We start from the raw sequence: 24,893 nt of genomic DNA on the forward strand, positions 1-24,893 counted from the left end.
CCGCAGGACGGTTGGCGGCTGTTTTCAAAATTCAGGAGTACCTCGATGTTCGTGACACCGGCATACGCCCAAGGCATTGGCGGCGCCTCTCCCGATATGTTCATCAGCATTTTGCCGTTTGTCCTGATTTTTGTGATCATGTATTTTCTGATCATCCGCCCGCAGCGCACGCAGCTGAAGAAGCGCGGCGAGATGCTGGCGGCGGTCCGCCGCGGCGACACGGTCGTCACCGGCGGTGGTTTTGTCGGCAAGGTGACGAAGGTGATCGACGACAACGAGCTCGAGATCGACCTTGGTGGTGGCACCAAGGTGACGGCGCTGCGCTCGACGATCGCCGATGTGCGCGTCAAGGGCGAACCGGTGGCCAACCAGAACGCCAAGAAATAACCCAATTCAAGGCGGAGCGATCCGCGGACACGCTCTGACGGACGACGCCATATGCTGTATTTTTCGCGCTTCAAGATGATCCTGATCTGGGTGGCCGTCGCCATCACAGTGATCCTCGCCGCGCCCAATCTGTTCCCCGCCAGCACGTTGGCCCAGCTGCCGAGCTGGGTGCCGAAGCGGCAGATGACGCTCGGCCTCGACCTGCAGGGCGGTTCGCACATCCTGCTGGAGATGAACCAGAACGATCTGATCAAGGATCGGCTGGAGACGACGCGCGACGAAATCCGCACGCTGCTGCGTGACGCCAAGATCGGCTATACCGGCCTTGCCGGCACCGGGCGGACCTTGCAGGTCCGCATCACGGACCCGGCCCAGCTCGACGCCGCAAAGAAGGCGTTGAAGACCTTGACCGATCCTGTCGCCGCCGGCCTGTTCAGTGGCGGCTCCATCCAGGAAATGTCGCTGGATGATTCCGAGCCAGGCCTGCTCAAATTCACCGTCACCGACGCCGGTATCAAATACCGCACATCGACCGCATTGGCGCAGTCGATCGAAGTGGTCGAGCGCCGCGTCAACGAACTCGGCACCACCGAGCCTATCGTGCAGCGGCAAGGCGACGACCGCATCCTTGTCCAGGTGCCAGGCCTGCAGGATCCGCAGCGGCTGAAGGAAATCCTCGGCCAGACCGCCAAGCTGACCTTCCAGATGGTCGACCAGTCGATGCCGGTGCAGGACGCGCTCAAGGGGCGCCCGCCCGCCGGTTCCTCGGTGCTCTATTCCCAGGACGACCCGCCGGTTCCGTATCTGATCGAAAACCGCGTCATCGTTTCGGGCGAAAACCTCGTCGACGCACAGGCGACCTACAATTCGCAGAACAACGAGCCGGTGGTCTCATTCCGCTTCGATTCGAAGGGCGCTGCCCGCTTCGGCCAGGCGACCTCGCAGAATGTCGGCAAGCTCTTCGCCATCATCCTCGACAACCAGGTGATCTCGGCGCCGCAGATTCGTGAACCGATCCTCGGCGGGACCGGCCAGATATCAGGCAATTTCACCGCCCAGAGCGCCAACGATCTCGCCGTGCTTTTGCGAGCCGGTGCGCTGCCGGCCACATTGACGGTCATCGAGGAACGCACTGTCGGCCCAGGCCTTGGCCAGGATTCGATCCATGCCGGCAAGGTCGCCGGTATCATCGGTTCGATCCTCGTCGTCGCCTTCATGTTCGTCGCCTATGGCTTCCTCGGTTTCCTCGCCAACATCGCGCTGGCGGTGCACGTGGCGATGATCGTTGGGCTGCTGTCGCTGCTTGGGGCGACGCTGACCTTGCCCGGTATTGCCGGTATCGTGCTGACCATCGGCATGGCGGTCGATTCCAACGTGCTGATCTACGAACGCATCCGTGAAGAACGACGGGCCGGCCGCTCGGTGATCCAGGCGATCGACACCGGCTTCTCGAAGGCGCTGGCGACCATCGTCGATTCCAACGTCACCTCGCTGATCGCCACCGTGGTGCTGTTCTATCTCGGCACCGGGCCGGTGAAGGGCTTTGCCATCACCTACGCCATCGGTATCCTGACCACGGTCTTCACCGCTTTCACCTTCACGCGCCTGCTGGTGTCGATCTGGCTGCGCCGCGCCCGTCCGAAGGAATTGCCGAAGGCCCCGGTGACCTTCATTCCGCCGGGTACCAAGATCCCCTTCATGGGCATCCGTCGCTGGACGTTCGCACTGTCGAGCTTCCTGTCGGTGCTGTCCGTGGTGCTGTTCATGACGGTCGATATCAATTACGGCATCGACTTCAAGGGCGGCTCGATGATCGAGGTGAAGTCCAAGAGCGGCGATGCCAATCTCGGCGATATCCGCGCCAGGCTGATGGAGCTCAATATCGGCGAAGTGCAGGTGCAGCAGTTCGGCGCGCCGAATGACGTGCTGATCCGTGTCGGCACGCAGGATGGCGGCGAGAATGCCGAGCAGACGGTCATCGACAAGGTGCGCGGCGAGCTGCAGGACCAGTATGATTTCCGCCGCGTCGAAGTGGTGGGACCGACTGTTTCCGGTGAACTGGCCAAGCAAGGCACTATCGCCATGCTGGTCGCGCTGGTCGGCATCCTGGTCTATGTCTGGTTCCGTTTCGAGTGGCAGTTCGCGGTCGGCGCCATCGTGGCGACGGTGCACGATGTGGTCATGACGCTCGGCTTCTTCGTCATCACCGGGCTCGAATTCAACCAGTCGTCGCTGGCGGCGATCCTGACCATCATCGGCTATTCGCTGAACGACACGATCGTGGTCTATGACCGCGTCCGAGAAGATCTGCGAAAATACAAGCGAATGCCACTGCCGCAGCTGTTGAACAACGCCATCAACGAGACGCTGTCGCGAACGACGCTGACCTCGGTGACGACGATCCTGGCCTTGCTGGCGCTGGTGTTGTTCGGCGGCGAAGTCATCCGCTCCTTCACCATGGCGATGCTGTTCGGCGTCGTGTTCGGCACCTATTCGTCGATCTTCATCGCCGCACCGCTGCTGATCCTGTTCAAGCTGCGCCCGCAGGCCTCGGCCGACGAGGAGAAGCCGGTCAACGGCGGCAAGGCGGTCGCGACCTGACGCGCGGCCCCGAAGGGGTGACAACAGTGGTGACCGGCAAAGGCATCGTCATCCGCGAGGCGCATTTCCCCGGCCGCGCGCCGATCGAGGCTTATGGCAATGGCGGGTTCCGCTTTGCCGACATGTCGCATCGCGGCTCGCTGCTGTGCCTGCCATCCGGCATCCATGGCTGGGAGCCGGCGGACGCTTCAGCGCTGACGGTGGCGGATTTCGAAAAACTGCTGGCCGAAGCCGATAAGGTCGAGATCCTGCTGGTCGGCATGGGCAAGGATTTGAGGCCGTTGCCGGCAGCGCTGCGAGCGGCGCTGAAAGAGGCGGGCATTGCCTCCGACCCGATGTCGACCGGGGCTGCGGTGCGGACCTACAATGTCCTTCTGGCGGAAGACCGCGCCGTGGCCGCAGCGCTCATCGCCGTCGATTGATATGTCGCAAAATGCCAAAATCGTCATGGACGCGGTGCGCGCCGCCGACCATGACCGCTATTTGACGGCACTCTACGCGCCGGCCGAAAAGCGCGACGCACTGTTTTCGCTTTACGCTTTCAATGCCGAAATCGCCGGCATCCGTGATCGCATCCATGAAGCGTTGCCGGGCGAGGTGCGGCTGCAATGGTGGCGTGACCTCATCGCCGTCGACAATGATGATGCAGCCATCGGCCATCCCGTCGCCGACGCGCTGAAGGCGACAATTTCCGCCCACCGCCTTCCCAAGCTGGCATTCGACAACATGCTCGAAGCGCGCATCTTCGATCTTTATGACGACCCGATGCCGTCGCGCACCGACCTGGAAGGCTATTGCGGCGAGACGGCGGCCGCGCTCATCCAGCTTGCGGCGATGGTGCTCGATCCCGTCGAGGCGCCCCGCTTCGCTGAATTGGCGGGCAGGGCGGGCTGCGCGCAGGCCATGACCGGCCTCTTGCTTCTGTTGCCGCTGCACCGCAAGCGCGGGCAGTGTTTTGTCCCGGCCGAAATTCTGGCGGCGGCGGGATCGACGCCGGAAGAGTTTGTTGCCAGCGATGGCGGGCCTGGAGCGCAGCGCGCCGTGGCAGCGTTGATCGCGTTGGCGCGCGAACACCTTTCCGCTTTCGAGCGGGGCGCCGCGGCCCTGCCGGTGGCCTTGCATCCGGCATTCCTGCCGCTGGCACTGTCGCGTGCCTATCTCGACAGGATGGAAGGCTCGCGCCAATCGCCGCTCGACGGCGTCGCGCGGCTGTCCGCCTTGCGCCGGCATTTGTTGCTGTTGCGGCGAGCGAGCAAGGGCTGGCCGGCACTTTGACGTAAACGTCAATCGTGCTAAGGATTCGGCTGTGCCGGGAACTGTCGCCGGAGATGACAGGCCGGCCCGGAGGAAATCCATGAGCTTGCCCGTTCTGGTCGCGATCGTCGTCCTTGGCATAGCGCTGTCGGTTGCCGCCGTGCATCTCACCGGCGGCAGCAAGACGGCCACGCTGGCCGATCCGGATCAGGCTTTGCGTCGTTTCGCCGAGGATTTTCCCGACGAGATGGTTGCAACAGTTCGCCTCACGGCGGACGCCAAAACGGCATTTCTGGACCTTGGACGAGGGCGCACCGGCATCGTCCACAGCATTGGCGACTGCTTTTTGACGCGTATCGTCATGGCTGCGGACGTCTCGGTGTCCAGGTCCGAGGAGACGAACACAATTCAATTGCGGTTGACGGACTTCACCTGGAAGGGCGGCCTTTTCCGCTTCGCCAATGCCGGCGATGCGCAGGCCTTGCTGAAGGCTCTTGAAGCACGCCATGCCGCCAGGGAGGCCGTGTGATGGACAGCTATGATTTTCCGCAGGTCACCCAGCTGGCCATTCCGTTCTTCGTCGCCGCCATCCTGATCGAGCTCTGGCTGGTGCGCACCGGCCGCGCGAAGGGCTCGTTCGAGACGCGCGACACGCTGACCAGCCTGATGATGGGCACCGGCAATGTCGTCGCCGGGCTGCTGCTTGGGGTCGTCTCCTACTGGGCCCTGCTATGGCTGTGGCAGTTCCGCATCTTCAATCTCGGCCTGTCGGTCTGGGTGTTCCTGGCCGCCTTCCTGCTCGATGATCTGCGCTACTATGTCTATCACCGCATCGCGCACCGGGTGCGCTGGGTGTGGGCCGAGCACGTCAACCATCACTCAAGCCAGCATTACAATCTGTCGACGGCGCTCAGGCAGAGCTGGACGGGTCTGTTCACCTTCATGTTCGTGCTGCAGGCGCCGCTGGTGCTGCTCGGCTTTCACCCAGCGGTGATTGCCTTCACCTTCGGCTTCAACCTCGTCTGGCAGTTCTGGATCCACACCGAGACCATCGGCAAGATGTGGGGCTGGTTCGAATTCATCTTCAACACGCCCTCGCACCACCGCGTCCACCACGCCACCAATCCGCGCTATCTCGACGCCAACTATGCCGGCACGCTGATCATTTGGGATCGCATGTTCGGCACCTTCGTCGAGGAGCTGGAAGAGGACCGGCCGCGTTACGGCATCGTCAGGAATCTCGGCACCTTCAACCCGCTGAAGGTGGCGTTCCACGAATGGATCGGCATGTTCAGAGATGCCTTCGCGCCGGGCCTGACGCTCAGCTATCGCATCAATTACCTGATCAAGCCGCCGGGCTGGAGCCATGACGGCTCGCGCGAAACCTCGGAGAGCCTGAAGGCCGCTTATGTCAGGCGAAATCCCAGCGAAGCGGGCAAGCCAGGGCTGCCTATGGCAGGTGCCGGGCCGGCGGAGTAGCTGTTTTGGCTGCTAAGAGGGGTCGCTCGAACCGCCATCACGCATCAGCGCTTCATAGTCGCGACCGCCGTAAAAGATGTTGACGATGCAAACGAGACCGTCGTCGACAATATAAGCGATGACGGCGGAATGCTCGAACGGAACCGTTCGCAGTCCGGGCATGATGTCGTCGCGGGAGCGGCCGCCGTGAGGCGCATTGCCGATGGCAACGATCTTCAATACGAAGCACGAATCTCATCGCTACTTCGGGACTTCCGCCAGACTCAACTATGTATCTGAAAATGCTGCCAAGATCGTTGCTGGCGCTTTCGCGGTACTCAACGTTAAGCCGCCGAATCATCAACGCGGCTCGAATATTGCTCGGCGAATTTCTTAAGCCGGTCGCGAACCTCTTCTCCAGAAAGGTTAGGTCTCGTGTCCTCGATCGAAGCCTTCACCCGCGCCCTGATCGAGGCGATACGCTCGGCGTGTTCATCTTCCTCACGTTGGAAGGCGCGGAGCGCCGCACGAATGACTTCGCTCGCCGAGCCGAAGGAGCCGTCCTCGACTTTCTCGCGGATCATGCGCGCCATGGCGGGGGTGACGGTGATGGACAGCTTTTCAGCGGATTCCATGGAGCGGCTCCGGTAGATAGGAAAGTAGGATAGTATCCTACTTTTCCTGCTTCGGGCCCAATCCGGAGGTTTGCTATTCCGCTGCTTGTGCCGTCGGCGCCGGCAGCCCCAGCCATTGCCGGCAATCGCCCAGCGCCCGCGAGGTGATGGCATGGCGCTTGGCGACCGTCTTGTCCTTGCCGCGCAGGCGCTTGCCTTCGATCTTTACCGCTTCCACCGGCGGGAACAGGCCGAAATTGACGTTCATCGGCTGGAAGGAGCGCTTGCCCGGCTCGTCGTCGGAAACGATGTGGCCGCCGGTGATGTGGTTGAGCAGCGCGCCGAAGGCCGTGGTGAGCGGCGGCAGCGACTGTGCGTGGCCGAGCCGCTCGGCGGCGGCGAAGCGGCCGGCGAGCAGGCCGATGGCGGCGCTTTCGACATAGCCTTCGCAGCCGGTGATCTGGCCGGCGAAGCGCAGGCCCGGGCGCGATTTCAGCTGCAGCGAGGCGTCGAGCAAGGTCGGCGAATTGATGTAGGTGTTGCGGTGCAGGCCCCCGAGGCGGGCGAAGTCGGCGTTCTCCAGGCCCGGAATGGTGCGGAAGACGCGGACCTGCTCGGCATGCTTCAGCTTGGTCTGGAAACCGACCATGTTGTAGAGTGTGCCCAGCGCATTGTCCTGCCGCAGCTGGACGACGGCATAGGCCTTGACTGTGGGGTTGTGCGCGTTGGTCAGGCCCATCGGCTTCATAGGCCCGTAGCGCAGCGTCTCGACGCCGCGTTCGGCCATGATCTCGATCGGCAGGCAGCCGTCGAAATAGGGCGTGCCTTCCCATTGCTTGAATTCGGTCTTCTGGCCGTCGACCAGCGCCTGCACGAAGGCAAGGTACTGCTCCTTGTCCATCGGACAGTTGATGTAGTCCTTGCCGGTTCCGCCGGGGCCGACCTTGTCGTAGCGCGACTGGAACCAGCAGGTGTCCATGTCGATCGTGTCGAAATGGATGATCGGCGCGATGGCGTCGAAGAAGGCCAGCGCATCGGCGCCGGTCGCTTCGGCGATCGACTGGGCAAGCGACGGGGCGGTCAGCGGCCCCGTGGCGATGATCGCCTGGTCCCAGTCCGCCGGCGGCAGGCCGGGCACTTCCTCGCGCTGAATGGTGATCAGCGGGTGCGCCTCGAGCTTTTTCGTCACGGCCTCGCAGAAGCCGTCGCGGTCGACAGCCAGAGCGCCGCCGGCCGGCACCTGGTTTGCGTCACCCGCGCTCATGATCAGCGAGCCTGCCAGCCGCATTTCGGCATGCAGCAGGCCGACCGCGTTGTTCTCGGCGTCATCGGAGCGGAAGGAATTGGAACAGACGAGTTCGGCCAGGCCATCGGTCTTGTGCGCGTCCGTGCCGCGAACCGGGCGCATTTCATGCAGCACGACGGAAACACCGGCCTGCGCGGCTTGCCATGCGGCTTCGGAACCGGCGAGACCGCCGCCGATGATGTGTATGGGATTTTTGCTCATGAGCGCCGGAATAATCGCTTGGGGCGGCGATTGCAATTGCCGTGCTTGGTGCGGGCAAACCGCAGATGGTGAACCAGACGCTGAAAACAACAACACCCGCCGGGGGAGGAGGTCCGGCGGGTGTCGTTTTGGGGGTCGATCCTCGGGAGGAGGTGAAGATCGACCATATTGGTCATCGCCGGGGAGGAGGTCGGCTTTGACGAAATCTCTTTCGCGTCTTGAAAAGGGGCGAAACCCTTTGGAGCAAAATTCATTTTGCCCCGGAGAAACAACGCCCGCCGCGGGAGGAGGTGCGGCGGGCGCCGTTTGGTTGGCCAACCCTCGGGAGGAGGTGAAGGTTGGACCTATTCGTCATTGCCGGGGAGGAGGTCGGCTTTGACGAAATCTCTTTCGCGTTTTGAAAAGGGGCGAAACCCTTTGGAGCAAAATTCATTTGCCCCGGGAACAGCGCCCGCCGCGGGAGGAGGTGCGGCGGGCGCCGTTTTGGTGGTCAACCCTCGGGAGGAGGATAAGGGCTGACCGTTCGCTGGAGGTCGGGGAGGAGGTCGACCCCAGCGAAATTCCGTTAGATCGCCCGACGGGCGATGATCTTGATTTCGTCGCGGACGATACCGAGATCATGCAGCTGGCGGTTCGAAAGGCGACCCAGCTCGGTAACCGTCTCGCGATATACGCGCCAGTTACGATAGTTGCGGATCAGGTTCATTGTCGTTCTCTTTTCGGAAACTTGTTCGGACCATTTGCGGTCCGAAGAATTAGACCGCCTTGCGAGCGACGTAGGGAATGTCGCTGCGGCTGATGCCGAGGTCGGTCAGTTCGCGGTTGCTCAGGCGGCTCAGCTCGGACACGGTGTCCCGGTAGCGGCGCCAGTTGCGATAGTTGCGGATCAGGTTCATGGTAGTTCTCGTTTCGTCTTTCTTGCGGATCATTCCGTTTGTGTACGAACTATAAGTAGGCGGGCTCATATCGATTTAAAAGCGCTATGGCTGCATGGCAGCAATGCAAATTGTGCAATGCAACATTAACGCGCCTTCACGGACCTGACACAAAGAAGCCAGAATCGGAAAGTGCCGTGACGTCAACGGTTTGGCTGGTTCGGCTAAAAAAACGACCTTGTGGGGGATGCAGGACATGGCGGGCTATTCGACACGGGTCAGATCCGACATTGCGCGGTGGCTCCAGGCAGGCCTGATCGACGCCGCGACGGCCGATGCCCTGACGCGTGACATCGAGGCGAATACGCGCAAATCACTGAGCTTCGGTTCGATCCTGGCCATGATGGCGGCCCTGCTGTTCGGCGCGGCCATCCTGATCTTCGTCGCTGCCAACTGGGATGCCATTCCGCGGCTAGCGCGGGTCGCGGCGCTGTTTGCCATCATCCTTGGCGGTTATGTCGGCGGCGCGGTGCTGAAGACGCGCGACCACGCGGCGATCGGCGAAGCGCTGTGGATCGTGGCTGCCGCTGCATTCGGCGGTTCGATCGCGCTGATCGGCCAGATGTACCATCTGTCTGGCGACGAGGCTTCCGCGCTCGTCACCTGGGGCGCCGGTACGGCGTTGGCGGCGGTCGCGCTCCGGTCGAACCCGCTGACCGTCGCTTCGGTCGGCATAGCCGACGCCTGGCTGTTCCTGAAGGGGTTCGACTATTACAGCCGCAGCGCGTTTCCGCATGCCTTCGTCGTCATGGCGATCGTGCTGTTCGCCGTCTCGCTCTGGACCCGCAGCCAGGCCGCACGGCATCTGATCATCCTGTCGCTGCTCTTCTATCTCGTGCTGCTGGCCGGGAATCACGCGACGCTGCCGGTGGCGATCCCCCTGGTCATTGCGTCCGCCGTGCTCTTTGCGGCTGCTGTCTTTGCACCGGAACCTGTCGACAGGATCGTTCAGCTCGGCGGCCGGTTGCCCCTGCACGCGCTGCTCGGCTTCCTTACCGGGCTGGCCATCATCCAGTTCGAACTCGCTGACGAAAGCACCTACAATAGCGGTTTCGGCATTGCCTCGGTCGTCGCGCTGGCCGGCATCGTCGCCGCCATCGTGCTGGCGGGACGGGAGAGCCGGGGCCTGCGCTGGCTTGCCTATCTCGGCTTCGCCTTCGAGCTAGCCATCATCTATGTCGTTACCTTGCAGTCGATGCTCGACACGGCCGGCTTCTTCCTTGCTGCCGCGGTGCTGCTCGGCATCCTGGCGATCATCATCATCCGCGTCGAAAAACGCATGAAGGGCCCGGCAACGGGGGGAGCCACGGCATGATGACCGGAAAGAGGCTTGTTATCTCGGCGCTGGTGCTGGCGCTCGTGCAGATCGGGTTCCTGAGCTGGATCATCGCCGGCCGGGCGGCGATCCTGCGCAACGGCAAGGAAGTGCTCTTGAAGATCGAACCTGTCGATCCGCGCGATCTGCTGCGCGGCGACTATATCATCCTCGGCTATGACATTTCGCGCATACCAGTGAAGATGATCGCCAACATTCCCGCCGGCAAGTTCTCCAGCGACGACACTTCGATCGTCGTGCGCCTGAAAAAGGGCGCCGACGGTTATTGGACACCGACCACCGCCTGGTTCGGCAAGGCGCCGACGCCGGCCGCGGCCGACGAGGCCGATATTGCAGGCCATGTCGCCGAAGGCTGGGATCTGCGCAGCGAGGGCATGACTATCGCGCCGGACTACGGCATCGAGCGGTTCTACCTGCCGGAAGGCGAGGGGATGGCGATCCAGGATGACATGCGGGTGCGCCCGTTCGGGATAAGGCTTGCCCTTGCCAGCGACGGCACCGCGCAGATCAAGGCGCTGGTGGACGGCGACAAGACGCTGTTCGAGGAGCCGCTATATTAATAACGATGGATTCCATTCATCGGTGCGAATCGAGAGACCAGAACCCCCTAAATCAAGTGTAAGGTCTTTGCCGTACAGGCGTTGCGGCAGCGCGGCAGTCTTACCCCACTGGGGAGCCCGTGTGTGCCATTATACGAAATAGCCAAACAGATTTTTCGCAAGAAAGTTCATTGACTCAGGGATGGAGAACTCCACTGATCAACTCCGGACCTTACTCGTCTCGGCGACGATTTTGGGATAGGGACCAGTCGATATTGTGTAGCTAAAGTCTGCTACGCCTTTTTCCTGCTTCTGTATCGAGGGGCTGCGCACAACCCAGTCATACGCGCCAGAAACCATGCAGCGATCGTTTGCACAGGTGACCGCAATGCTGTCATTGCGGACGTTATATATGCGTTCAGGCCATCGCCGGTAATAGTTCCTCTTGTCCTGAAGGATCGAACTCAGGTTCGTCAACTTGCCATAATAGTCGACTGTGCGAGCGTAGGACGCCTGAACTTGAGCAAGAGCGAAATCGTCGTTGTCGCCATGATGCTCGATCAGATCCTTGACGAAAGCGACCGCAGCGCTCTCCGCCTGTTGCCTTGCGTCGGGCGCAGGCAGCGGCACGGGCGCAGGATCTGGCCTCGTCGACACCTGCAATGTATCCGCGGGCGATTGGTTCGCTGCGACATTGGTCACACGCAACTCTGCCATTTCGCTGGCCGATAGGTATCTTATGTCATGCTTGTCAAAGCTCGAAGCCAATTCAATCAGTTCGGGGTCCACTCCCATCTCGACTACATAGGATGTGATTGCGGCCGTTCCGAGCTGGACACGGGCCTTGGCTTCTTCTCTGGACATCCCGTCAGTCCATTTCAACCAAGCCCGATGAATGCCGATAGAATCTGGTTCGGCAACACGGTGGACGCCACCCAAGAAGGCCAGTGAGCAGGCTGAGGCGCACTGCAGTTGGCGAAGCTGAAGCGTATCCAGCCCTGCCGCGCGGATCATACGCCCCAACCGAAGCGCGCTGCCGACGTTGCCGCCGGGGGAATTGAATACGATCCTCCGGGCGCCGCTGCTCACAACCGCGTTGCTAAAGGCGTTCAGGGGTTCATTGTCTTTGAACTCGCCGGACACAACAAGAAACGGCTGCTGCCCTGGAGACGAAACAGCCGTGTACTCTAGGGCCTCAACCTTACATGTTGCTGCCGCGACAATTGACCCTACCGCCAGAACTAGAGAAACTACGCGCACAGCTCGACAGAGCCCCAACCTGCCCGCTGCAAGTAAGAACCTGTCAACGAACTATTTCAAGGGTCTTCCTTGAAAGTTGGATTTCATTCGGAGCAGTCATTGGCCGAAAAAAATTGGTGCGGATGAAGGGACTCGAACCCCCACGCCTTTCGGCACTGGAACCTAAATCCAGGGCGTCTACCAGTTCCGCCACATCCGCATCGCCCGGCAATCCCATGTAGCCATCATTCTGTCAATGTCAGAGACGAGATGTCGGCCAGGGCCGAAACGTTGGTTATTCGCCTAAGCGCGAAGACTGTTGAAAATTAGGCTCGCCTGTGACAAAAGGCGTGTCAAATGTGACGGGACGCGACGATCCGCTTCTACAGAATGTGATAAGAAGTAGGAAAAACAAGAACTTATTCACATTTTGGAACGCAGTTTGGGAGAGTTTGAGCCGTAATTTCGGTCAAATCGCCAGGTTCCGTACCAAAAGCCATTCCCGGCAAGAATATACCGGCAGGCTGTAAACGGCAGAGGCCGTGGCAGTCTCATTGGTGAAAACAAAGGTTTTACGATGCAGGTCACCGAAACGCTTAATTCCGGTCTCAAGCGCGAGATCAAGATCACCGTGCCGGCCGGTGACATGGAAGCCAAGCTGATGGCGAGGCTCTCGGACGCGCGCAACAAGGTTCGCATCAACGGCTTCCGGCCGGGCAAGGTGCCGGTGCAGCACCTGCGCAAGGTCTATGGCAAGTCGTTCATGGCCGAAGTGGTCAACGAGATCCTCAACGACTCCACCCGTTCGATCATTACGGGCCGCGGCGAAAAGGCCGCCATGCAGCCCGAAGTCATCATGACCGAGGACGAGAAGGAAGCCGAGAAGATCCTGGCCGGCGGTACCGACTTCGAGTTCCGCCTCAATTATGAGGTCATCCCGGCGATCGAGATCAAGGATTTCTCCGACATCAAGGTGACGCGTCAGGTGTTCGACGTGCCTGAGGCCGAGATCGACGACCAGGTCAAGCGCGTTGCCGAATCGGCACGCAGCTATGAGCCGAAGACCGGCAAGGCCGCCGAAGGCGACCGCGTCAGCATCGATTATGTAGGCAAGATCGACGGCGAGGCCTTTGCCGGCGGCGCCGGCACCGACCAGCCGTTGGTACTGGGCTCCAAGGAATTCATTCCTGGCTTCGAGGATCAGCTTATCGGCACCAAGGCCGGTGACGAAAAACAGGTCACCGTGACCTTCCCGGAAAACTACCAGGCGGCACATCTGGCCGGCAAGGAAGCCACGTTCGACGTCACCGTCAAGGAAGTGTCGAAGCCGGGCGAGCTGGAAATCAACGACGAGACCGCCAAGAACCTTGGCCTGGAATCGCTGGAGCGCCTGCGTGAGATCGTGCGCGGCCAGATCGAGAACCAGTTCGGCTCGATGACGCGCCAGAAGGTCAAGCGCCAACTGCTCGACCAGCTCGATGCCGCCTATTCGTTCGAGGCGCCATCGAAGCTCATCGAGGCCGAGTTCAACAACATCTGGGCTCAGGTCACCCGCGACCTGGAAGCCGCCGGCCGCACCTTCGCCGACGAAGAGACGACCGAAGAAGAAGCCCGCGCCGAATATCTGCGTCTTGCCGAACGCCGTGTGCGTCTCGGCCTGGTGCTGGCGGAGATCGGCGAGAAGGCCGGTGTCACCGTATCGGACGAGGAATTGCAGCGTGGCCTGTTCGAGCAGGTTCGCCGCTTCCCGGCCAACCAGCAGCAGGAAGCTTTCGAGTTCTACCGCAGCAACCCCGAGGCGCTGAACGCGCTGCGCGCACCAATGTTCGAGGAGAAGGTGGTTGACCACCTGCTCGGCCAGATCTCGGTCACCGACGTCAAGGTCAGCAAGGAAGAGCTGATGGCCGACGACGAGGACGCGGAAACCACGACCAAGGCCAAGCCGGCGAAAAAGGCCGCGGCCAAGAAGGCTGAAGCCAAGGCGGGCGACGAGGCGGAAGAGCCGAAGAAGAAGGCCGCGCCGAAGAAAAAAGCCGCCAAGGACGCCGAATAAGTTCCCGCATTTGAGGGAATCGACGAAGGCCGCCCTTGAGGCGGCCTTTTTCGTTGCGAAACTGCAACAGCCGATTCGCTTTGCGGGAAATGGCACTTGGCGATACCTGGCGTTGATCATTATCTGCGCTGCTGTTGCAAACCGTGTGGTTCCTGGAGGGGGCGTTGAGCCTATTCTTCGAAAACGTGCGTCCCGTCGCCCTGGCGCTCGTTCTGGCCTTCGCCTGCGATGTTGCCCAGGCCGGCGCGCTTGCCGGCGAGTGGCGCTTCGGTACGGACGACGATGGCCTTGTCACCGCTTCGCTTCATGGCACCAACAAGCTGATCACGGGTGGCGGTGCCTTGAGTTACAGCCCGGTGTTGACCATTGCCTGCCGGGCAGACGGCGAACCGCGCTGGACCGAATGGCTGCAGTTGAATGACGGGGTTTCGGCCAGCCGCAAGATCACCATGTCGGTCGCCGTCGACGACGGCGGCAAGTTCGACGAGAGTTGGTCGGTCGGGTCGCGCGGCCGAATGCTGGTGCGCGACGGTGCCGACGGCATCAAGCGCCTTTTTCCCGCAAGCCGGCTGTCGCTTTCCTGGCGGTTCGGCTTGTTGTCAGGCCGCGGCCAGGCGGATTTCGACCTTGCTGGGCTCGAAGAGGCGGTCGAGCAGATCGCCGGAAGCTGCCGGACCAAGCCGCCTTGAGCGCGGCCGGGTTCTAAACCTTCGCAATGCTTGGCTTTTTCTACCCGCCGCCTGAATTCCATGGTATGTTGGTACCGCAATTCCACTGGGGAGAGATATTCTGCCCAGGCGCGATCGTCCGAGGCATAAATGGCGATCAGGGAGGAAATGCCATGCGTGCTATAGCGTTTTTCGCTGGGGTGTCCGTTACGATCTTCATCGCGCATCCGTCGCAGGCACAGGATGCCGCGGCTGGCGAGAAGGTCTTCACCAAATGCCAAGTCTGCCACATCGCAAACGAGGACAAGAACAAGATCGGTCCATCGCTGCACGGCGTCATCGGCCGCACGGCCGGTACGCATCCGGATTTTAAATACTCCGATGCCATGGTTGCTGCCGGCAAATCCGGCGTCAAATGGGACGAGCCAACGCTGACGACCTACCTTCATGATCCCAAGGCCATGGTCAAAGGCACCAAAATGACGTTTCCCGGCCTCAAGAACGATGCGGACGTGGCCAACGTCATTGCCTATCTGAAAACGTTCTCCAAGTGACCTGGCTCCCTCGCCATCCATCGGTGGTCGTCCGAGATGTCGACTAGGGAAAGCCGCCTCAAGGATACCTCCATCCGCCTCTCGGAAGCGACGGCGGCCGATTTCTTCGCGCTTTTGAAGCCGCGGGTCATGGCGCTTGCCGTATTCACCGCTTTCGTCGGCCTGATGGTGGCGCCCGGCGCGATGAATCCGGTCATCGCCTTGATCGCAATCGGTGCGATTGCGATCGGAGCAGGAGCGGCGGGGGCCCTGAACATGTGGTACGACGCGGACATCGACGCGCTGATGTCACGCACGTCAAAACGGCCGGTTCCGTCGGGCCGCGTCACGCCGGGCGAAGCTCTCGGCTTCGGCCTTGTGCTTTCCGCGCTTTCGGTCATGACACTCGGCGTACTGGTAGGCTGGCTTGCCGCATCGCTGCTGGCCTTCACCATCTTCTTCTACATCGTCATCTACACGATGTGGCTGAAGCGCTCGACGCCGCAGAACATCGTCATCGGCGGCGCGGCTGGTGCCCTTCCTCCTGTCATTGGCTGGGCGGCCGCAACTGGCGCCATCGGCATCGAAAGCCTCATCCTGTTTCTGATCATCTTTCTGTGGACGCCGCCGCATTTCTGGGCGCTGGCGCTGTTCAAGGTTGGCGACTACGCCGCTGCCGGCATTCCGATGATGCCGAATGTGGCCGGCCCTGCTTCGACGCGTAGGCAAATCCTCGCCTATGCCTTGCTTCTGGCGCCGGTTGGCGTGCTGCCTTGGTTCTTCGGATTCACCAGCGGCTACTACGGAATCGCTTCGGTCGCATTGGGCGCCGGTTTCATCTGGCATTCCTGGAAGGTTCTGGCGGCTTCTGAAACGGAGTTGAAACCCGCCAAGGCGCTGTTTGCCTATTCGATCCTCTATCTTTTCGCGATCTTCGCCGCGCTGCTTGCCGACACCATTTCCATGCGCGCGCTGATTTCAGCCGGGGCCTGAGCGCAGATCGCCATCCGCGAACCGCTCTGGCCGGTCGGCGAGTGCTTTGCCGAAGACCCAGCAGTGCTGTCACGATGGCAGCGCACAGAATCCCAGCAACAGCAGACTGATTATGCCAAGGCCGAGTATGAGAAGCGTCCTTGCGTCCATGACCTTCGCCTTCGACCCAGTGCATGGTCCTGAAGATCGGGATCGACTCTGCTGCGCCGATCTCCGGTTCGCAAAGGATCATGCGCCAATCCAAGTGCTCCAGCGTGTTTACGTGTCCAAAAAAGAGACACGCGGCGCAGCGTGCGCATATCGAAGAAGGGTTTCCAGAGCCAGCCGTGCAGCCCAACAACGGGCGACAAGTCCCTCACAAGAGAGTATATTGGTGGCGGTGCAGGTCGCGGTTTTGCGTGGCCAGTCACGCAGACGGCAGCACCGCTAAATCGCGACCTTTCCGGACCCAGTCTGGAGGAACGGTCATGGCAAGTTTTCATGTGATAGCAGGCGCCAGCGAGACGCTGGAACATACCAAAATTCGAAAAATCGCTGTTTCCGACCTTTTTGACGCGCTCAGGCGGGGCGTCGATGATTTCATGGTTAAACCGTCGCATATCGTCTTTCTCTGCCTGATCTATCCGCTCGTGGGCGTCGTGCTCGCCGCATGGACTTCGGGCGCCAATGCTTTGCCGTTGTTGTTTCCGCTGGTTTCTGGCTTTGCGCTGGTTGGCCCCTTCGCTGCGATAGGCCTCTATGAAATCAGCCGTAGACGGGAAGCCGGGCTCGACACCTCCTGGAGGCACGCTTTCGAGGTCAGGAATTCTCCGGCGCTGCCGGCCATTGCGGCGGTCGGGATCATGCTGTTTGCAATCTTCATCACGTGGCTTTTGACGGCGAAGATATTCTACGAATATCTTTTCGGCCCGGCTCCGCCGGAATCGATATCCAGCTTCATCAACGCGATATTTGCCACCGGACGTGGCTGGACGCTGATCATATTGGGGCACGCCATCGGCTTTGTCTTTGCCGTGGTGGTGTTGTGCACGACGGTCGTCGCCTTCCCATTGTTGCTCGACCGCGATGTCGGCGCCTATGAAGCGATCCACACCTCGGTTCGCGTGGTCCTGGCGAACCCGATCGTGATGGCTGTCTGGGGACTGATCGTCGCCGTCGGCCTGATCATCGGCTCGCTGCCGGTGTTCGTCGGGCTCGCCGTCGTGTTGCCGATCCTCGGCCACGCCACCTGGCATGTCTACCGCAAGGTTGTGGAATCGCCCGCCAGACCGACGAGTTGAGGACGTTTTGCTTCACCGCGCCGGCCAGAGCGTTTTACCGTTTCACGGAAACGGTAAAACGCTCTATCCGTTTGTTTTAACGCAATTCCCACGGGAAAGCGCTACGCGCTTTCCCGTGGAAAACCGATCACACTTTTCCTGGAATTGCTCGGCATGCCGGTGCGAGCTTGATCGAAGCCGTCAGTAGGCCCGGTGACTGAAGCGGGCGCGGTATGCGCCCATGGTCAAGTTGCGGAAATCCTCGCCGCTGACATGCACCAGCGTTCTGTGGTCGCCGCCTTCGAAGTAGATGTCGGCGGCATCGCCGAGGCTGTCATCGACAATCACTGGCACATCGTAAGGTGCGCCGATCGGCGGAACGGCGCCGGTGTCGCAATCAGCGAAGAGCGAAGTCACCTCGTCTTCGGAGGCTAGTCCGAGACGCTTGTCCATGACGTCCTGCAATGTGCCGAGCTCGATCCGGTGCGTGCTTGGAACCACGGCCAGCGCATAGCCGAGCTCGTGGTGAACAACGACCGATTTGGCCACTATGCTGCCGGGTATATGCGCCGCGATGGCGGACTGTCTGCTGGTGGACGTGCGATGGTGGGCGACTGTGTCGTATGAGATTCCCTTCCTGTCGATAAAGTCCTTCAGTCTGGTTGCGATCGTCATCTTGGCCTCCCTTTGCCGGAGTTCGCGACGCGTGCGGAAACGAGGGCAGTCATTCTCCTTATGTCGTTTCCGGTACTAAAATAGACCAGCGGCTGATGGTTTCGAGGCGCGGTGGCAAGATCGGAATGCGGTTCGTGCTTCAGGGTCCGGCTCCGAAAAATGCCAGCCGGGTGAAAAGCGTGTAGTCGGCTTCGAAGACCATCATTGTCACGAACACCAGCACCAGTATCGGCGGCAGGATGATCGCATAAGCCAGCGCCAGCCGTTCCCAGGCCATGTGCATGAAGACAGCGACGATCAGCCCTGCCTTGAGGATCATGAAGATCAGGATCAGCGACCATCTGAGATAGCCGTGAAGGCCGAAATAATCGACCAGGTAGGAGCAGGTGCTGAGGATGAACAGCCACGCCCAGACCACCAGATAGAGCTTGATCGGATGTTCCTGATGCACGTCGGCATGGGTGACGGCCGCCGGCGCTTCATGTGCATGACCCGCATGAAGTGCGTGTTGTCCGAGGCCGTTTGCGGTTGCTTCTGCCATGTCTGCCTCTCACCAAAGATAGAAGAATGCGAAGATGAACACCCAGACCAGATCGACGAAGTGCCAGTACAGTCCCATGATCTCGACGTTCTCGTAGCGACCCGTGCGGCTGGTGAAGAAGCCGCGCTGTCCGGTGTCGAAATCTCCGCGCCAGACCTTGCGCGCCACGATGATCAGGAAAATCACACCGATCGTCACATGGGTGCCGTGGAAACCGGTGATCATGAAGAAGCACGAACCGAATTGTGCGGCACCCCAGGGATTGCCCCAGGGCCGCACCCCTTCAGTGATCAGCTTGGTCCATTCGAAGGCTTGCATGCCGACAAAGGTCGCGCCGAGCGCCGCGGTCAGAAGCATGAGGATGGCCGTCTTGCGGCGTTCCCGGCGATAGCCGAAATTGACCGCCATGGCCATCGTTCCGCTGCTGGAGATCAGCACGAACGTCATGATGGCAATTAGGATCAGCGGGATATCCGACCCGCCGATGCGAAGCGCGAAGACCTCGCTGGGATTGGGCCACGGCACGCGTGTCGAAATGCGCGCGGTCATGTAGGAGAGCAGGAAGCAGCCGAAGATGAAGGTGTCGCTGAGCAGGAATATCCACATCATGGCCTTGCCCCAGGACACGTTCTTGAACGCGCGCTGATCCGAGGACCAATCGGCGGCAATGCCTCGCCAACCTGTGGGCCGTGGCTCCGTCTGGCCGATATGTGTCAGTGTTTCTGCCATCCGCTTGATCCCCTTAGGTCAGCATCTGCCGGCAAATGTCGATGAACGTCGCGGCCCAGCCGGCCAGCAGCGCGAAGATGGCAAGCCAGACGAAAAGCAGGAAATGCCAGTACATGGCGCATAGTTCCACGCCGAGGCGAAGTCGTTCCGGCCGCGTTCCAGCCCAGGCGCTCGTGGTGGTCCTGCCCAGTGCCACCAGCCCTCCCAACACGTGCAGGCCATGCATGCCGGTTATCAGGTAAAAGAAACTGTTGGCCGGATTGGAGGCTAGAAAATAGCCGTCGGCGGTCAACTGCCGCCATGCCATGAGCTGTCCGACCAGGAAGGCGAGCGTCGTGAGCCCGGCCGTGGCAAGGCCGAGCCGTACGGTGTCGATCTGCCCCCTGCGCGCCGCCACCGAAGTGCAGTGCAGGGCCACGCTGCTCAGGACCAGCACGCCGGTGTTGAGCCAGAGCAGGCGCGGCAGCGGCAGCGGCTGCCAGTCCGACACCGCCATCCGCATGAAATAGGCACTGGTGAAGAGCGCGAACAGGCAGCCGACGACAGCAAGGAAAACGCCGAGGCCGATCTTGGCTGTTGGCAGGGCCGACCGGTCGAGGCCGACAAAATCACTGGCCAGACCTTGCTCGAGCCATGGCTTGGCCATCAGCCTCTGGTGCGAAAGCCACCATCCGGCAAAACCGGCAATGACGAGCAGGAAGACCAGGATGACGCTCATGCCGGCTCCCTTGAGGGGCCGAAGGAGCCCGGCATGTTCTGCGGGATGAAGTCTTCCTTGGCACCCGGTACGCTGTAATCATAAGCCCAGCGATAGACGATCGGCAGGTCCTTGCCGAAATTGCCGTGGGCCGGCGGTGTTTGCGGCGTCTGCCATTCGAGGGTCGTGGCCCGCCACGGATTGCCGCCGGCCTCGCGGCCATGGCGGATGCTCCAGATCAGGTTGAACAGGAACACCATCTGGGCGAAGCCGACGATGAAGGCCATGATGCTGATGAACGAGTTCAGGTGATGAGCCGACTCCGTCATGATCGTCATGTCGGTCAGTTCGGCATAGCGCCGCGGCACGCCCATCAGGCCGAGGTAGTGCATGGGGAAGAAAATCAGGTAGGCGCCGAGGAAGGTGACCCAGAAATGGAACCGGCCCAGCGTTTCGTCGAGCATCCGGCCGGTGACCTTCGGATACCAATGGTAGATCGCGCCGAAAACCACGAGGATCGGGGCGACACCCATGACCATATGGAAATGGGCGACGACGAACATCGTGTCGGATAGCGGAACATCGACGACGACATTGCCAAGAAACAGGCCGGTCAGCCCGCCATTGACGAAGGTGACGATAAAGGCCAGGGCAAACAGCATTGGTATGGTGAGATGGATGTCGCCGCGCCATAGGGTCAGCACCCAATTGTAGACCTTGATGGCGGTCGGAATGGCGATGATCAGCGTCGTGGTGGCGAAGAAGAAGCCGAAATAGGGGTGCATGCCGCTGACATACATGTGGTGCGCCCAGACCACGAAGCTCAGCGCGCCAATGCCGACGATGGCCCAGACCATCATCCGGTAGCCGAAGATGTTCTTGCGCGCATGGGTGCTGATCAGGTCGGATACGATGCCGAAGGCCGGCAGCGCCACGATGTAGACCTCGGGATGGCCGAAGAACCAGAACAGGTGCTGGAACAGGATCGGGCTGCCGCCATTGTGCTGCAACTGCTCACCCATCTCGGAAATCGCCGGCATGAAGAAGCTGGTGCCCAGCACTCGGTCAAGCAGCATCATGACGCTGGCGACGAACAGCGCCGGAAAGGCGAGCAGCGCCATGACGGTCGCGGTGAAGATGCCCCAGACGGTCAACGGCAGGCGCATCATTGTCATGCCGCGCGTGCGGCCCTGCAGCACGGTCACCACATAGTTGAGGCCGCCCATCGTGAAGCCGATGATGAACAGGATCAGCGAGGAGAGCATCAGGATGATGCCCCAGTCCTGGCCGCCTGGCGTCCCGCTCATGATGGCCTGCGGCGGGTAGAGCGTCCAGCCGGCGCCCGTCGGTCCGCCGGGCGCGAAGAAGCTCGACACGAGAACCAGCACGGCGAGCAGGTAGATCCAGTAGCTCAGCATGTTGACATAGGGAAAGACCATGTCGCGCGCGCCGACCATCAGGGGGATCAGATAGTTGCCAAAGCCGCCGAGAAAGAGGGCGGTGAGCAGGTAGATCACCATGATCATGCCGTGCATGGTGATGAACTGGTAGTAGGCTTCCGGGGTGATGAAGTCGAACGTGCCGGGAAAGCCGAGTTGCAGCCGCATCAGCCAGGACAGCACCAGGGCGACCAGGCCGATTGCCGTTGCCGTCGCCGAATACTGGACGGCGATGACCTTGGCGTCCTGCGAGAAGACGTATTTGGTCCACCAACTGTGCGGATGGTAGAGTTCGACTTCCGCGACCTCGGCCGGCGGGATGCCATCTGCAGGCGTGATGTCGACCATAGGAACACCTCCGTGTCCTTTTCAGCGAGACCCGACCGTTTCGAGCCTTGCTGCAATTTCGGGACCCAGCGCCGCCGTCTGTCCCGTCGTCTCGTCCGCCGACCCCGTCTGCTTGGGCGCCGACAATTGTGCAAAAGTCTGCTGCTGGCCAAGCCAGGCCATGTAGTCTTGCTGTGTGTCGACCATGACCACGCCATGCATCATCGGATGTCCCTGGCCGCAAAGTTCGGCGCACAGGACCTGGAAGGTGCCGGTCCTGGTCGGGGTGAACCAGAAATAGGTCACCGAGCCCGGGATCATGTCCATCTTGGCGCGGAATTCCGGCACATAGAAATCATGCAGCACATCGATAGAGCGCAGCAGCATCTTGACCGGTTTGCCGACCGGCAGATGCAGATCGGCCGCTTCGACCACGACATCGTCCTGGCCATTAGGATCCTTGGGGATCACGCCCAGCGGATTGTCGGCGGTGACGTCGCGGGTGTCGGATGTTCCAAGCTTGCCGTCCCTGCCGGGCAGGCGGAAACTCCACTGCCATTGCTGGCCAACGACTTCAACCTCGGTCGCGTCGCTCGGGACGTTGACAAATCGGCTCCAGACGAACAGGCCGGGAACCAGCAACGCCGTGACCCCTACCGCGGTGACGATCGTCAGCCACGATTCGAGCCGCTTGTTCTCCGGTTCGTAGGCGGCGCGGTTTCCCTCCCGATGACGGAAGCGGAACACGCAATAGGCCATGAAAAGCACGACGGCGGCGAAGACGACGCCGGTGATCCAGAAGGTAATGATGATGGTGTTGTCGATATAGGCCCAGTTCGAGGCAATCGGCGTCCACCACCATGGGCTCAGGAGGTGAAACAACACTGAGCCCACGACGATCAAAACGAGTACAAGCGCTACGGCCATGTCCCGTTCCTCCGGCATTCGAGGGGGGAGCGAAGCCGCCGCCAAGAAATACCAAGCGCATCATAGCTTAATTTGGGGTCAATTCCAGAGGCGACTATCCTGACGGGAAAAATCCCGTCTTTTGCCGCCGCGACCTATTTGAGCAGGTCGACCAGAACGTCGAAAGCGGCGTCGATATCGGCGCGGATCGCCTGGCGGACGGCCTCGGCGTCGCGGTTGCACAGCGCCGCGTACATCGCCTGGTGGTGTTCGTTGGCGGTCGAATAGTTTCCGGAATCATGCAGCATGTTGAAATAGGGGCTGATCTGCAGCCACAGATTCTCGATGATGTTGAGGATATTTTCCGAGCCGGCCGCCCGGTAGATGGAGAAATGGAAGGCATAGTTTGCGCGCAGATAGGATTTGACGTCTCCCGCCGCATTGGCCTGTTCGAGGGCGGCCAAGTGCTGGCCGAGTTGCGCGATGCCCCGATCGTCGATGCGCTCGGCAGCCCAGGCGGCGGCAATCGCCTCGATCTCGAAGCGGACATTCCTGAGATCGACGAGGCGCGCGCGGCTGAGTGCGGGAATGCCGATCGAGCGGCCTGAAACGACCATCAAGGCATTGGCCGCGGTCAGCCGCCGCAACGCCTCCCTGACCGGCATCGGGCTGACTCCGAAAGCGTCGGCGAGGCTCTGCACCGTCACCATTTCGCCGGGCACGATGCTGCCGTCGAGGATCAACTCGGTGACATGGCGATAGACCCTGTCCTGCAGGGTCTCCCTGGACAGGGGCACGATCTCGACACCAGGCTTCCTGAACGCCGCTCCGGCCATTTCCCATCAACCTTTCGGCGCAAAGGCCGCGCCATAACCGTTCCCGGAATGCAGGGTTCCGGCTGCCGCGTCAAGCGTTGGCGACCGTAGCCTTGACGTAAGGATATTTCATCATTGATCTTTGATCAAATCATGATACGGTCTCCGACATCGAATGACGAGGGCTACGGTTCGTGCCCTCGGGAGGCATTCGGTCGTTCGTATCGGGAGGAATTCACATGGGTATCGGATTGAAAGTCCGGCGGCTCGCGCTGCTGGCCGGCATGGCCGTATGCGCCTCCGGGCTGTCGGCTGCTGAAGCCGCCGAAAAGCACAAGATCTTTCTCAGCATGAGCTATATCGGCAATGACTGGCAGGCCGAGGCGGCAAACATGGTCAAGGCCATGGCCGCTCACAAGAGCCTTGCCGACAAGGTCGACCTGCAGGTCCAGGTCGCCGGACCCAACGCACAACGCCAGATCCAGCAGATCAACGCCATGGTGCAGAGCGGTGCCGAGGCGATCGTCGTCTATCCGATCTCGCCGACCGCGCTCAACCAGGTCGTGAAGAATGCCTGCGACAAGGGGGTGAAGGTCTTCGCCTATGACGCCGAGATCACCGAGCCCTGTGCCTACAATGTTCATATCGACCAGTTGGAAGCGGGCAGGGTGACCGCCGAATGGCTGGTGAAGAAGCTCAATGGCAAGGGCAACATCATCGCCATTACGGGTGTTCCCGGAACATCCGTCGACGATCAGCGGACAAAGGCCGCCAAGGAGGTCTTTGCCAAGTACCCCGATATCAAGATTGTCGGCGAGGCTGTCGGCATGTGGAGCCAGGCGGTTGCCCGCACCGAGCTCTCCAAGATCCTCGCCACGCGCAGTTGGAACGACATCAACGGGCTGTGGATGCAGGTTGGCTGCTTCACCGCGAACTCCATGCAACTCGAGGCCGGCAAGAAGGCCAGCGAACTCCTGCCTTGCGCCGGTGAGGGCTCCAATGGCGGCCGCATCCAGATGCTGCCTGCGAGCACCGAAGTAGAAGGAGCAGCTCCGCCCTATGCACCGGCTGGTGCACAACGCATTTCCTATGCCTCACCGCCTTATTCCGGCGCGCTGGCGCTGAAACTCGCCGTCGAGGCGATCGAAGGCAAGGACGTGCCGAAGACCACGATCCTGCCGCTGCCGGTCGTCACCAACGAGACGATCAAGCTGTGCGACGAAGGCACCTGGGCGGAGATGAAGGCCGGCTGCAACGTCTTCAAGCCGTCGCTGGTCTCCAATCCCGGCTGGTTCGCTTCGATCTTTTCGGACCAGACGCCCGAGATCGGCCTCAACGCCGCGCTTGTCGGGCAGCCGGAGAACTGAGCCTCCCAAGGCAATCGCGAC

27 protein-coding genes, 1 tRNA gene and 1 pseudogene are annotated in these 24,893 nt (G+C 61.1%); 14 read left to right on the plus strand and 15 right to left on the minus strand.

Annotation, left to right across the window (positions count from 1 at the left end):
• Window positions 1-45: 45 nt before the first annotated feature.
• The 6 genes from yajC (at window position 46) to JG747_RS19125 (ending at window position 5,721) form a co-directional block, all read left to right on the plus strand.
• A complete protein-coding gene (gene yajC, locus JG747_RS19100; RefSeq protein ID WP_010909882.1) occupies window positions 46-387 on the plus strand; it encodes a preprotein translocase subunit YajC in 342 nt (113 codons plus the stop codon).
• A 51-nt stretch (window positions 388-438) separates the two neighbouring features.
• Window positions 439-2,988 (plus strand): protein translocase subunit SecDF, encoded by a 2,550-nt coding sequence (secDF, locus tag JG747_RS19105; protein WP_010909881.1) that lies wholly within the window; start codon window positions 439-441, stop codon window positions 2,986-2,988.
• A gap of 26 nt (window positions 2,989-3,014) precedes the next feature.
• Window positions 3,015-3,410 carry an Mth938-like domain-containing protein gene (locus tag JG747_RS19110; RefSeq protein WP_032930531.1) on the plus strand — a complete coding sequence of 132 codons (396 nt, stop codon included), beginning with the start codon at window positions 3,015-3,017 and terminating at the stop codon, window positions 3,408-3,410.
• 1 nt (window position 3,411) lies between these two features.
• The gene (locus tag JG747_RS19115; protein WP_202362313.1) at window positions 3,412-4,263 is read left to right on the plus strand and encodes a phytoene/squalene synthase family protein; all 852 of its coding nucleotides are present in this window, start codon (window positions 3,412-3,414) and stop codon (window positions 4,261-4,263) included.
• A gap of 79 nt (window positions 4,264-4,342) precedes the next feature.
• Entirely contained in the window at window positions 4,343-4,771 is a 429-nt protein-coding gene (locus JG747_RS19120; RefSeq protein ID WP_202359816.1) for a hypothetical protein, read from the plus strand.
• Complete coding sequence (locus JG747_RS19125; protein WP_027046911.1) at window positions 4,771-5,721, plus strand: sterol desaturase family protein; 951 nt, start codon at window positions 4,771-4,773, stop codon at window positions 5,719-5,721. Before JG747_RS19120 ends, JG747_RS19125 begins: the two co-directional genes overlap by 1 nt.
• 12 nt (window positions 5,722-5,733) lie before the next feature.
• On the opposite strand, the gene JG747_RS37830 is transcribed toward JG747_RS19125, so the two are convergent.
• The 6 genes and pseudogenes from JG747_RS37830 to JG747_RS19150 all read right to left on the minus strand — a co-directional run bounded on the left by JG747_RS37830 (window position 5,734) and on the right by JG747_RS19150 (window position 8,717).
• A complete protein-coding gene (locus JG747_RS37830; protein WP_019858546.1) occupies window positions 5,734-5,940 on the minus strand; it encodes a type II toxin-antitoxin system RelE/ParE family toxin in 207 nt (68 codons plus the stop codon).
• A pseudogene (locus JG747_RS37835) lies at window positions 5,882-6,061 on the minus strand (hypothetical protein); the annotation flags it as partial. The pseudogene JG747_RS37835 and the gene JG747_RS37830, both read right to left, overlap by 59 nt.
• Window positions 6,045-6,335 carry a type II toxin-antitoxin system ParD family antitoxin gene (locus JG747_RS19135; protein ID WP_202359817.1) on the minus strand — a complete coding sequence of 97 codons (291 nt, stop codon included), beginning with the start codon at window positions 6,333-6,335 and terminating at the stop codon, window positions 6,045-6,047. The gene JG747_RS19135 and the pseudogene JG747_RS37835, both read right to left, overlap by 17 nt.
• A 73-nt stretch (window positions 6,336-6,408) precedes the next feature.
• Entirely contained in the window at window positions 6,409-7,821 is a 1,413-nt protein-coding gene (trmFO, locus tag JG747_RS19140) for a methylenetetrahydrofolate--tRNA-(uracil(54)-C(5))-methyltransferase (FADH(2)-oxidizing) TrmFO (protein WP_202359818.1), read from the minus strand.
• 565 nt (window positions 7,822-8,386) lie between these two features.
• Entirely contained in the window at window positions 8,387-8,527 is a 141-nt protein-coding gene (locus JG747_RS19145; protein ID WP_019858543.1) for a DUF1127 domain-containing protein, read from the minus strand.
• A gap of 49 nt (window positions 8,528-8,576) precedes the next feature.
• Window positions 8,577-8,717: a DUF1127 domain-containing protein gene (locus tag JG747_RS19150; protein WP_013531315.1), complete on the minus strand. Its 141-nt coding sequence runs from the start codon at window positions 8,715-8,717 to the stop codon at window positions 8,577-8,579.
• Window positions 8,718-8,952: 235 nt separating this feature from the next.
• On the opposite strand from JG747_RS19150, the gene JG747_RS19155 reads away from it, so the two are divergent.
• Complete coding sequence (locus JG747_RS19155) at window positions 8,953-10,071, plus strand: DUF2157 domain-containing protein (RefSeq protein ID WP_202359819.1); 1,119 nt, start codon at window positions 8,953-8,955, stop codon at window positions 10,069-10,071.
• A complete protein-coding gene (locus JG747_RS19160) occupies window positions 10,068-10,652 on the plus strand; it encodes a GDYXXLXY domain-containing protein (RefSeq protein WP_020628892.1) in 585 nt (194 codons plus the stop codon). The genes JG747_RS19155 and JG747_RS19160 overlap by 4 nt, the downstream gene beginning before the upstream one ends.
• Window positions 10,653-10,850: 198 nt before the next feature.
• Here the strand turns inward: JG747_RS19160 and JG747_RS19165 are convergent, their stop codons facing one another.
• Both JG747_RS19165 and JG747_RS19170 read right to left on the minus strand, forming a co-directional pair.
• Entirely contained in the window at window positions 10,851-11,774 is a 924-nt protein-coding gene (locus tag JG747_RS19165) for a COG3904 family protein (RefSeq protein WP_202359820.1), read from the minus strand.
• A gap of 231 nt (window positions 11,775-12,005) precedes the next feature.
• Window positions 12,006-12,090: transfer RNA gene (locus JG747_RS19170), tRNA-Leu, on the minus strand.
• A gap of 357 nt (window positions 12,091-12,447) precedes the next feature.
• Between JG747_RS19170 and tig the strand changes: the two genes are divergently transcribed.
• The 5 genes from tig to JG747_RS19195 all read left to right on the plus strand — a co-directional run bounded on the left by tig (window position 12,448) and on the right by JG747_RS19195 (window position 17,397).
• Window positions 12,448-13,923, plus strand: coding sequence for a trigger factor (tig, locus tag JG747_RS19175; RefSeq protein WP_019858538.1), 1,476 nt, complete (start codon window positions 12,448-12,450; stop codon window positions 13,921-13,923).
• 164 nt (window positions 13,924-14,087) lie between these two features.
• Entirely contained in the window at window positions 14,088-14,612 is a 525-nt protein-coding gene (locus JG747_RS19180) for a hypothetical protein (RefSeq protein WP_202359821.1), read from the plus strand.
• A 152-nt stretch (window positions 14,613-14,764) separates the two neighbouring features.
• Window positions 14,765-15,145 (plus strand): c-type cytochrome, encoded by a 381-nt coding sequence (locus JG747_RS19185; protein WP_038647221.1) that lies wholly within the window; start codon window positions 14,765-14,767, stop codon window positions 15,143-15,145.
• 36 nt (window positions 15,146-15,181) lie between these two features.
• Window positions 15,182-16,117 (plus strand): heme o synthase, encoded by a 936-nt coding sequence (locus JG747_RS19190; protein ID WP_202359822.1) that lies wholly within the window; start codon window positions 15,182-15,184, stop codon window positions 16,115-16,117.
• Window positions 16,118-16,584: 467 nt separating this feature from the next.
• Entirely contained in the window at window positions 16,585-17,397 is an 813-nt protein-coding gene (locus JG747_RS19195; protein ID WP_038647217.1) for a DUF2189 domain-containing protein, read from the plus strand.
• Window positions 17,398-17,577: 180 nt separating this feature from the next.
• Here the strand turns inward: JG747_RS19195 and JG747_RS19200 are convergent, their stop codons facing one another.
• The 7 genes from JG747_RS19200 to JG747_RS19230 form a co-directional block, all read right to left on the minus strand.
• On the minus strand, window positions 17,578-18,051 hold the full coding sequence (locus JG747_RS19200; protein ID WP_038647215.1) for an aminoacyl-tRNA deacylase: 474 nt from the start codon (window positions 18,049-18,051) through the stop codon (window positions 17,578-17,580).
• Between the two features lie 139 nt (window positions 18,052-18,190).
• Window positions 18,191-18,592: a cytochrome C oxidase subunit IV family protein gene (locus JG747_RS19205; RefSeq protein ID WP_019858531.1), complete on the minus strand. Its 402-nt coding sequence runs from the start codon at window positions 18,590-18,592 to the stop codon at window positions 18,191-18,193.
• A gap of 9 nt (window positions 18,593-18,601) precedes the next feature.
• Window positions 18,602-19,321: a heme-copper oxidase subunit III family protein gene (locus JG747_RS19210; RefSeq protein ID WP_019858530.1), complete on the minus strand. Its 720-nt coding sequence runs from the start codon at window positions 19,319-19,321 to the stop codon at window positions 18,602-18,604.
• Between the two features lie 13 nt (window positions 19,322-19,334).
• Window positions 19,335-20,039: a cytochrome c oxidase subunit 3 gene (locus JG747_RS19215; protein ID WP_064984166.1), complete on the minus strand. Its 705-nt coding sequence runs from the start codon at window positions 20,037-20,039 to the stop codon at window positions 19,335-19,337.
• Window positions 20,036-21,805, minus strand: a complete 1,770-nt coding sequence (gene ctaD / locus JG747_RS19220) for a cytochrome c oxidase subunit I (RefSeq protein ID WP_019858528.1) — start codon at window positions 21,803-21,805, stop codon at window positions 20,036-20,038. The genes JG747_RS19215 and ctaD overlap by 4 nt, the downstream gene beginning before the upstream one ends.
• Window positions 21,806-21,826: 21 nt before the next feature.
• Window positions 21,827-22,711: a cytochrome c oxidase subunit II gene (locus tag JG747_RS19225; protein ID WP_032921106.1), complete on the minus strand. Its 885-nt coding sequence runs from the start codon at window positions 22,709-22,711 to the stop codon at window positions 21,827-21,829.
• A gap of 134 nt (window positions 22,712-22,845) precedes the next feature.
• Window positions 22,846-23,526, minus strand: a complete 681-nt coding sequence (locus JG747_RS19230; RefSeq protein ID WP_019858525.1) for a GntR family transcriptional regulator — start codon at window positions 23,524-23,526, stop codon at window positions 22,846-22,848.
• Window positions 23,527-23,744: 218 nt separating this feature from the next.
• Between JG747_RS19230 and JG747_RS19235 the strand changes: the two genes are divergently transcribed.
• Entirely contained in the window at window positions 23,745-24,872 is a 1,128-nt protein-coding gene (locus JG747_RS19235) for a sugar ABC transporter substrate-binding protein (RefSeq protein ID WP_038647209.1), read from the plus strand.
• The last annotated feature ends 21 nt before the right edge of the window (window positions 24,873-24,893 follow it).

The sequence above is a fragment of the Mesorhizobium sp. 131-3-5 genome (genome assembly GCF_016756575.1).
Classification (GTDB): domain Bacteria; phylum Pseudomonadota; class Alphaproteobacteria; order Rhizobiales; family Rhizobiaceae; genus Mesorhizobium; species Mesorhizobium jarvisii.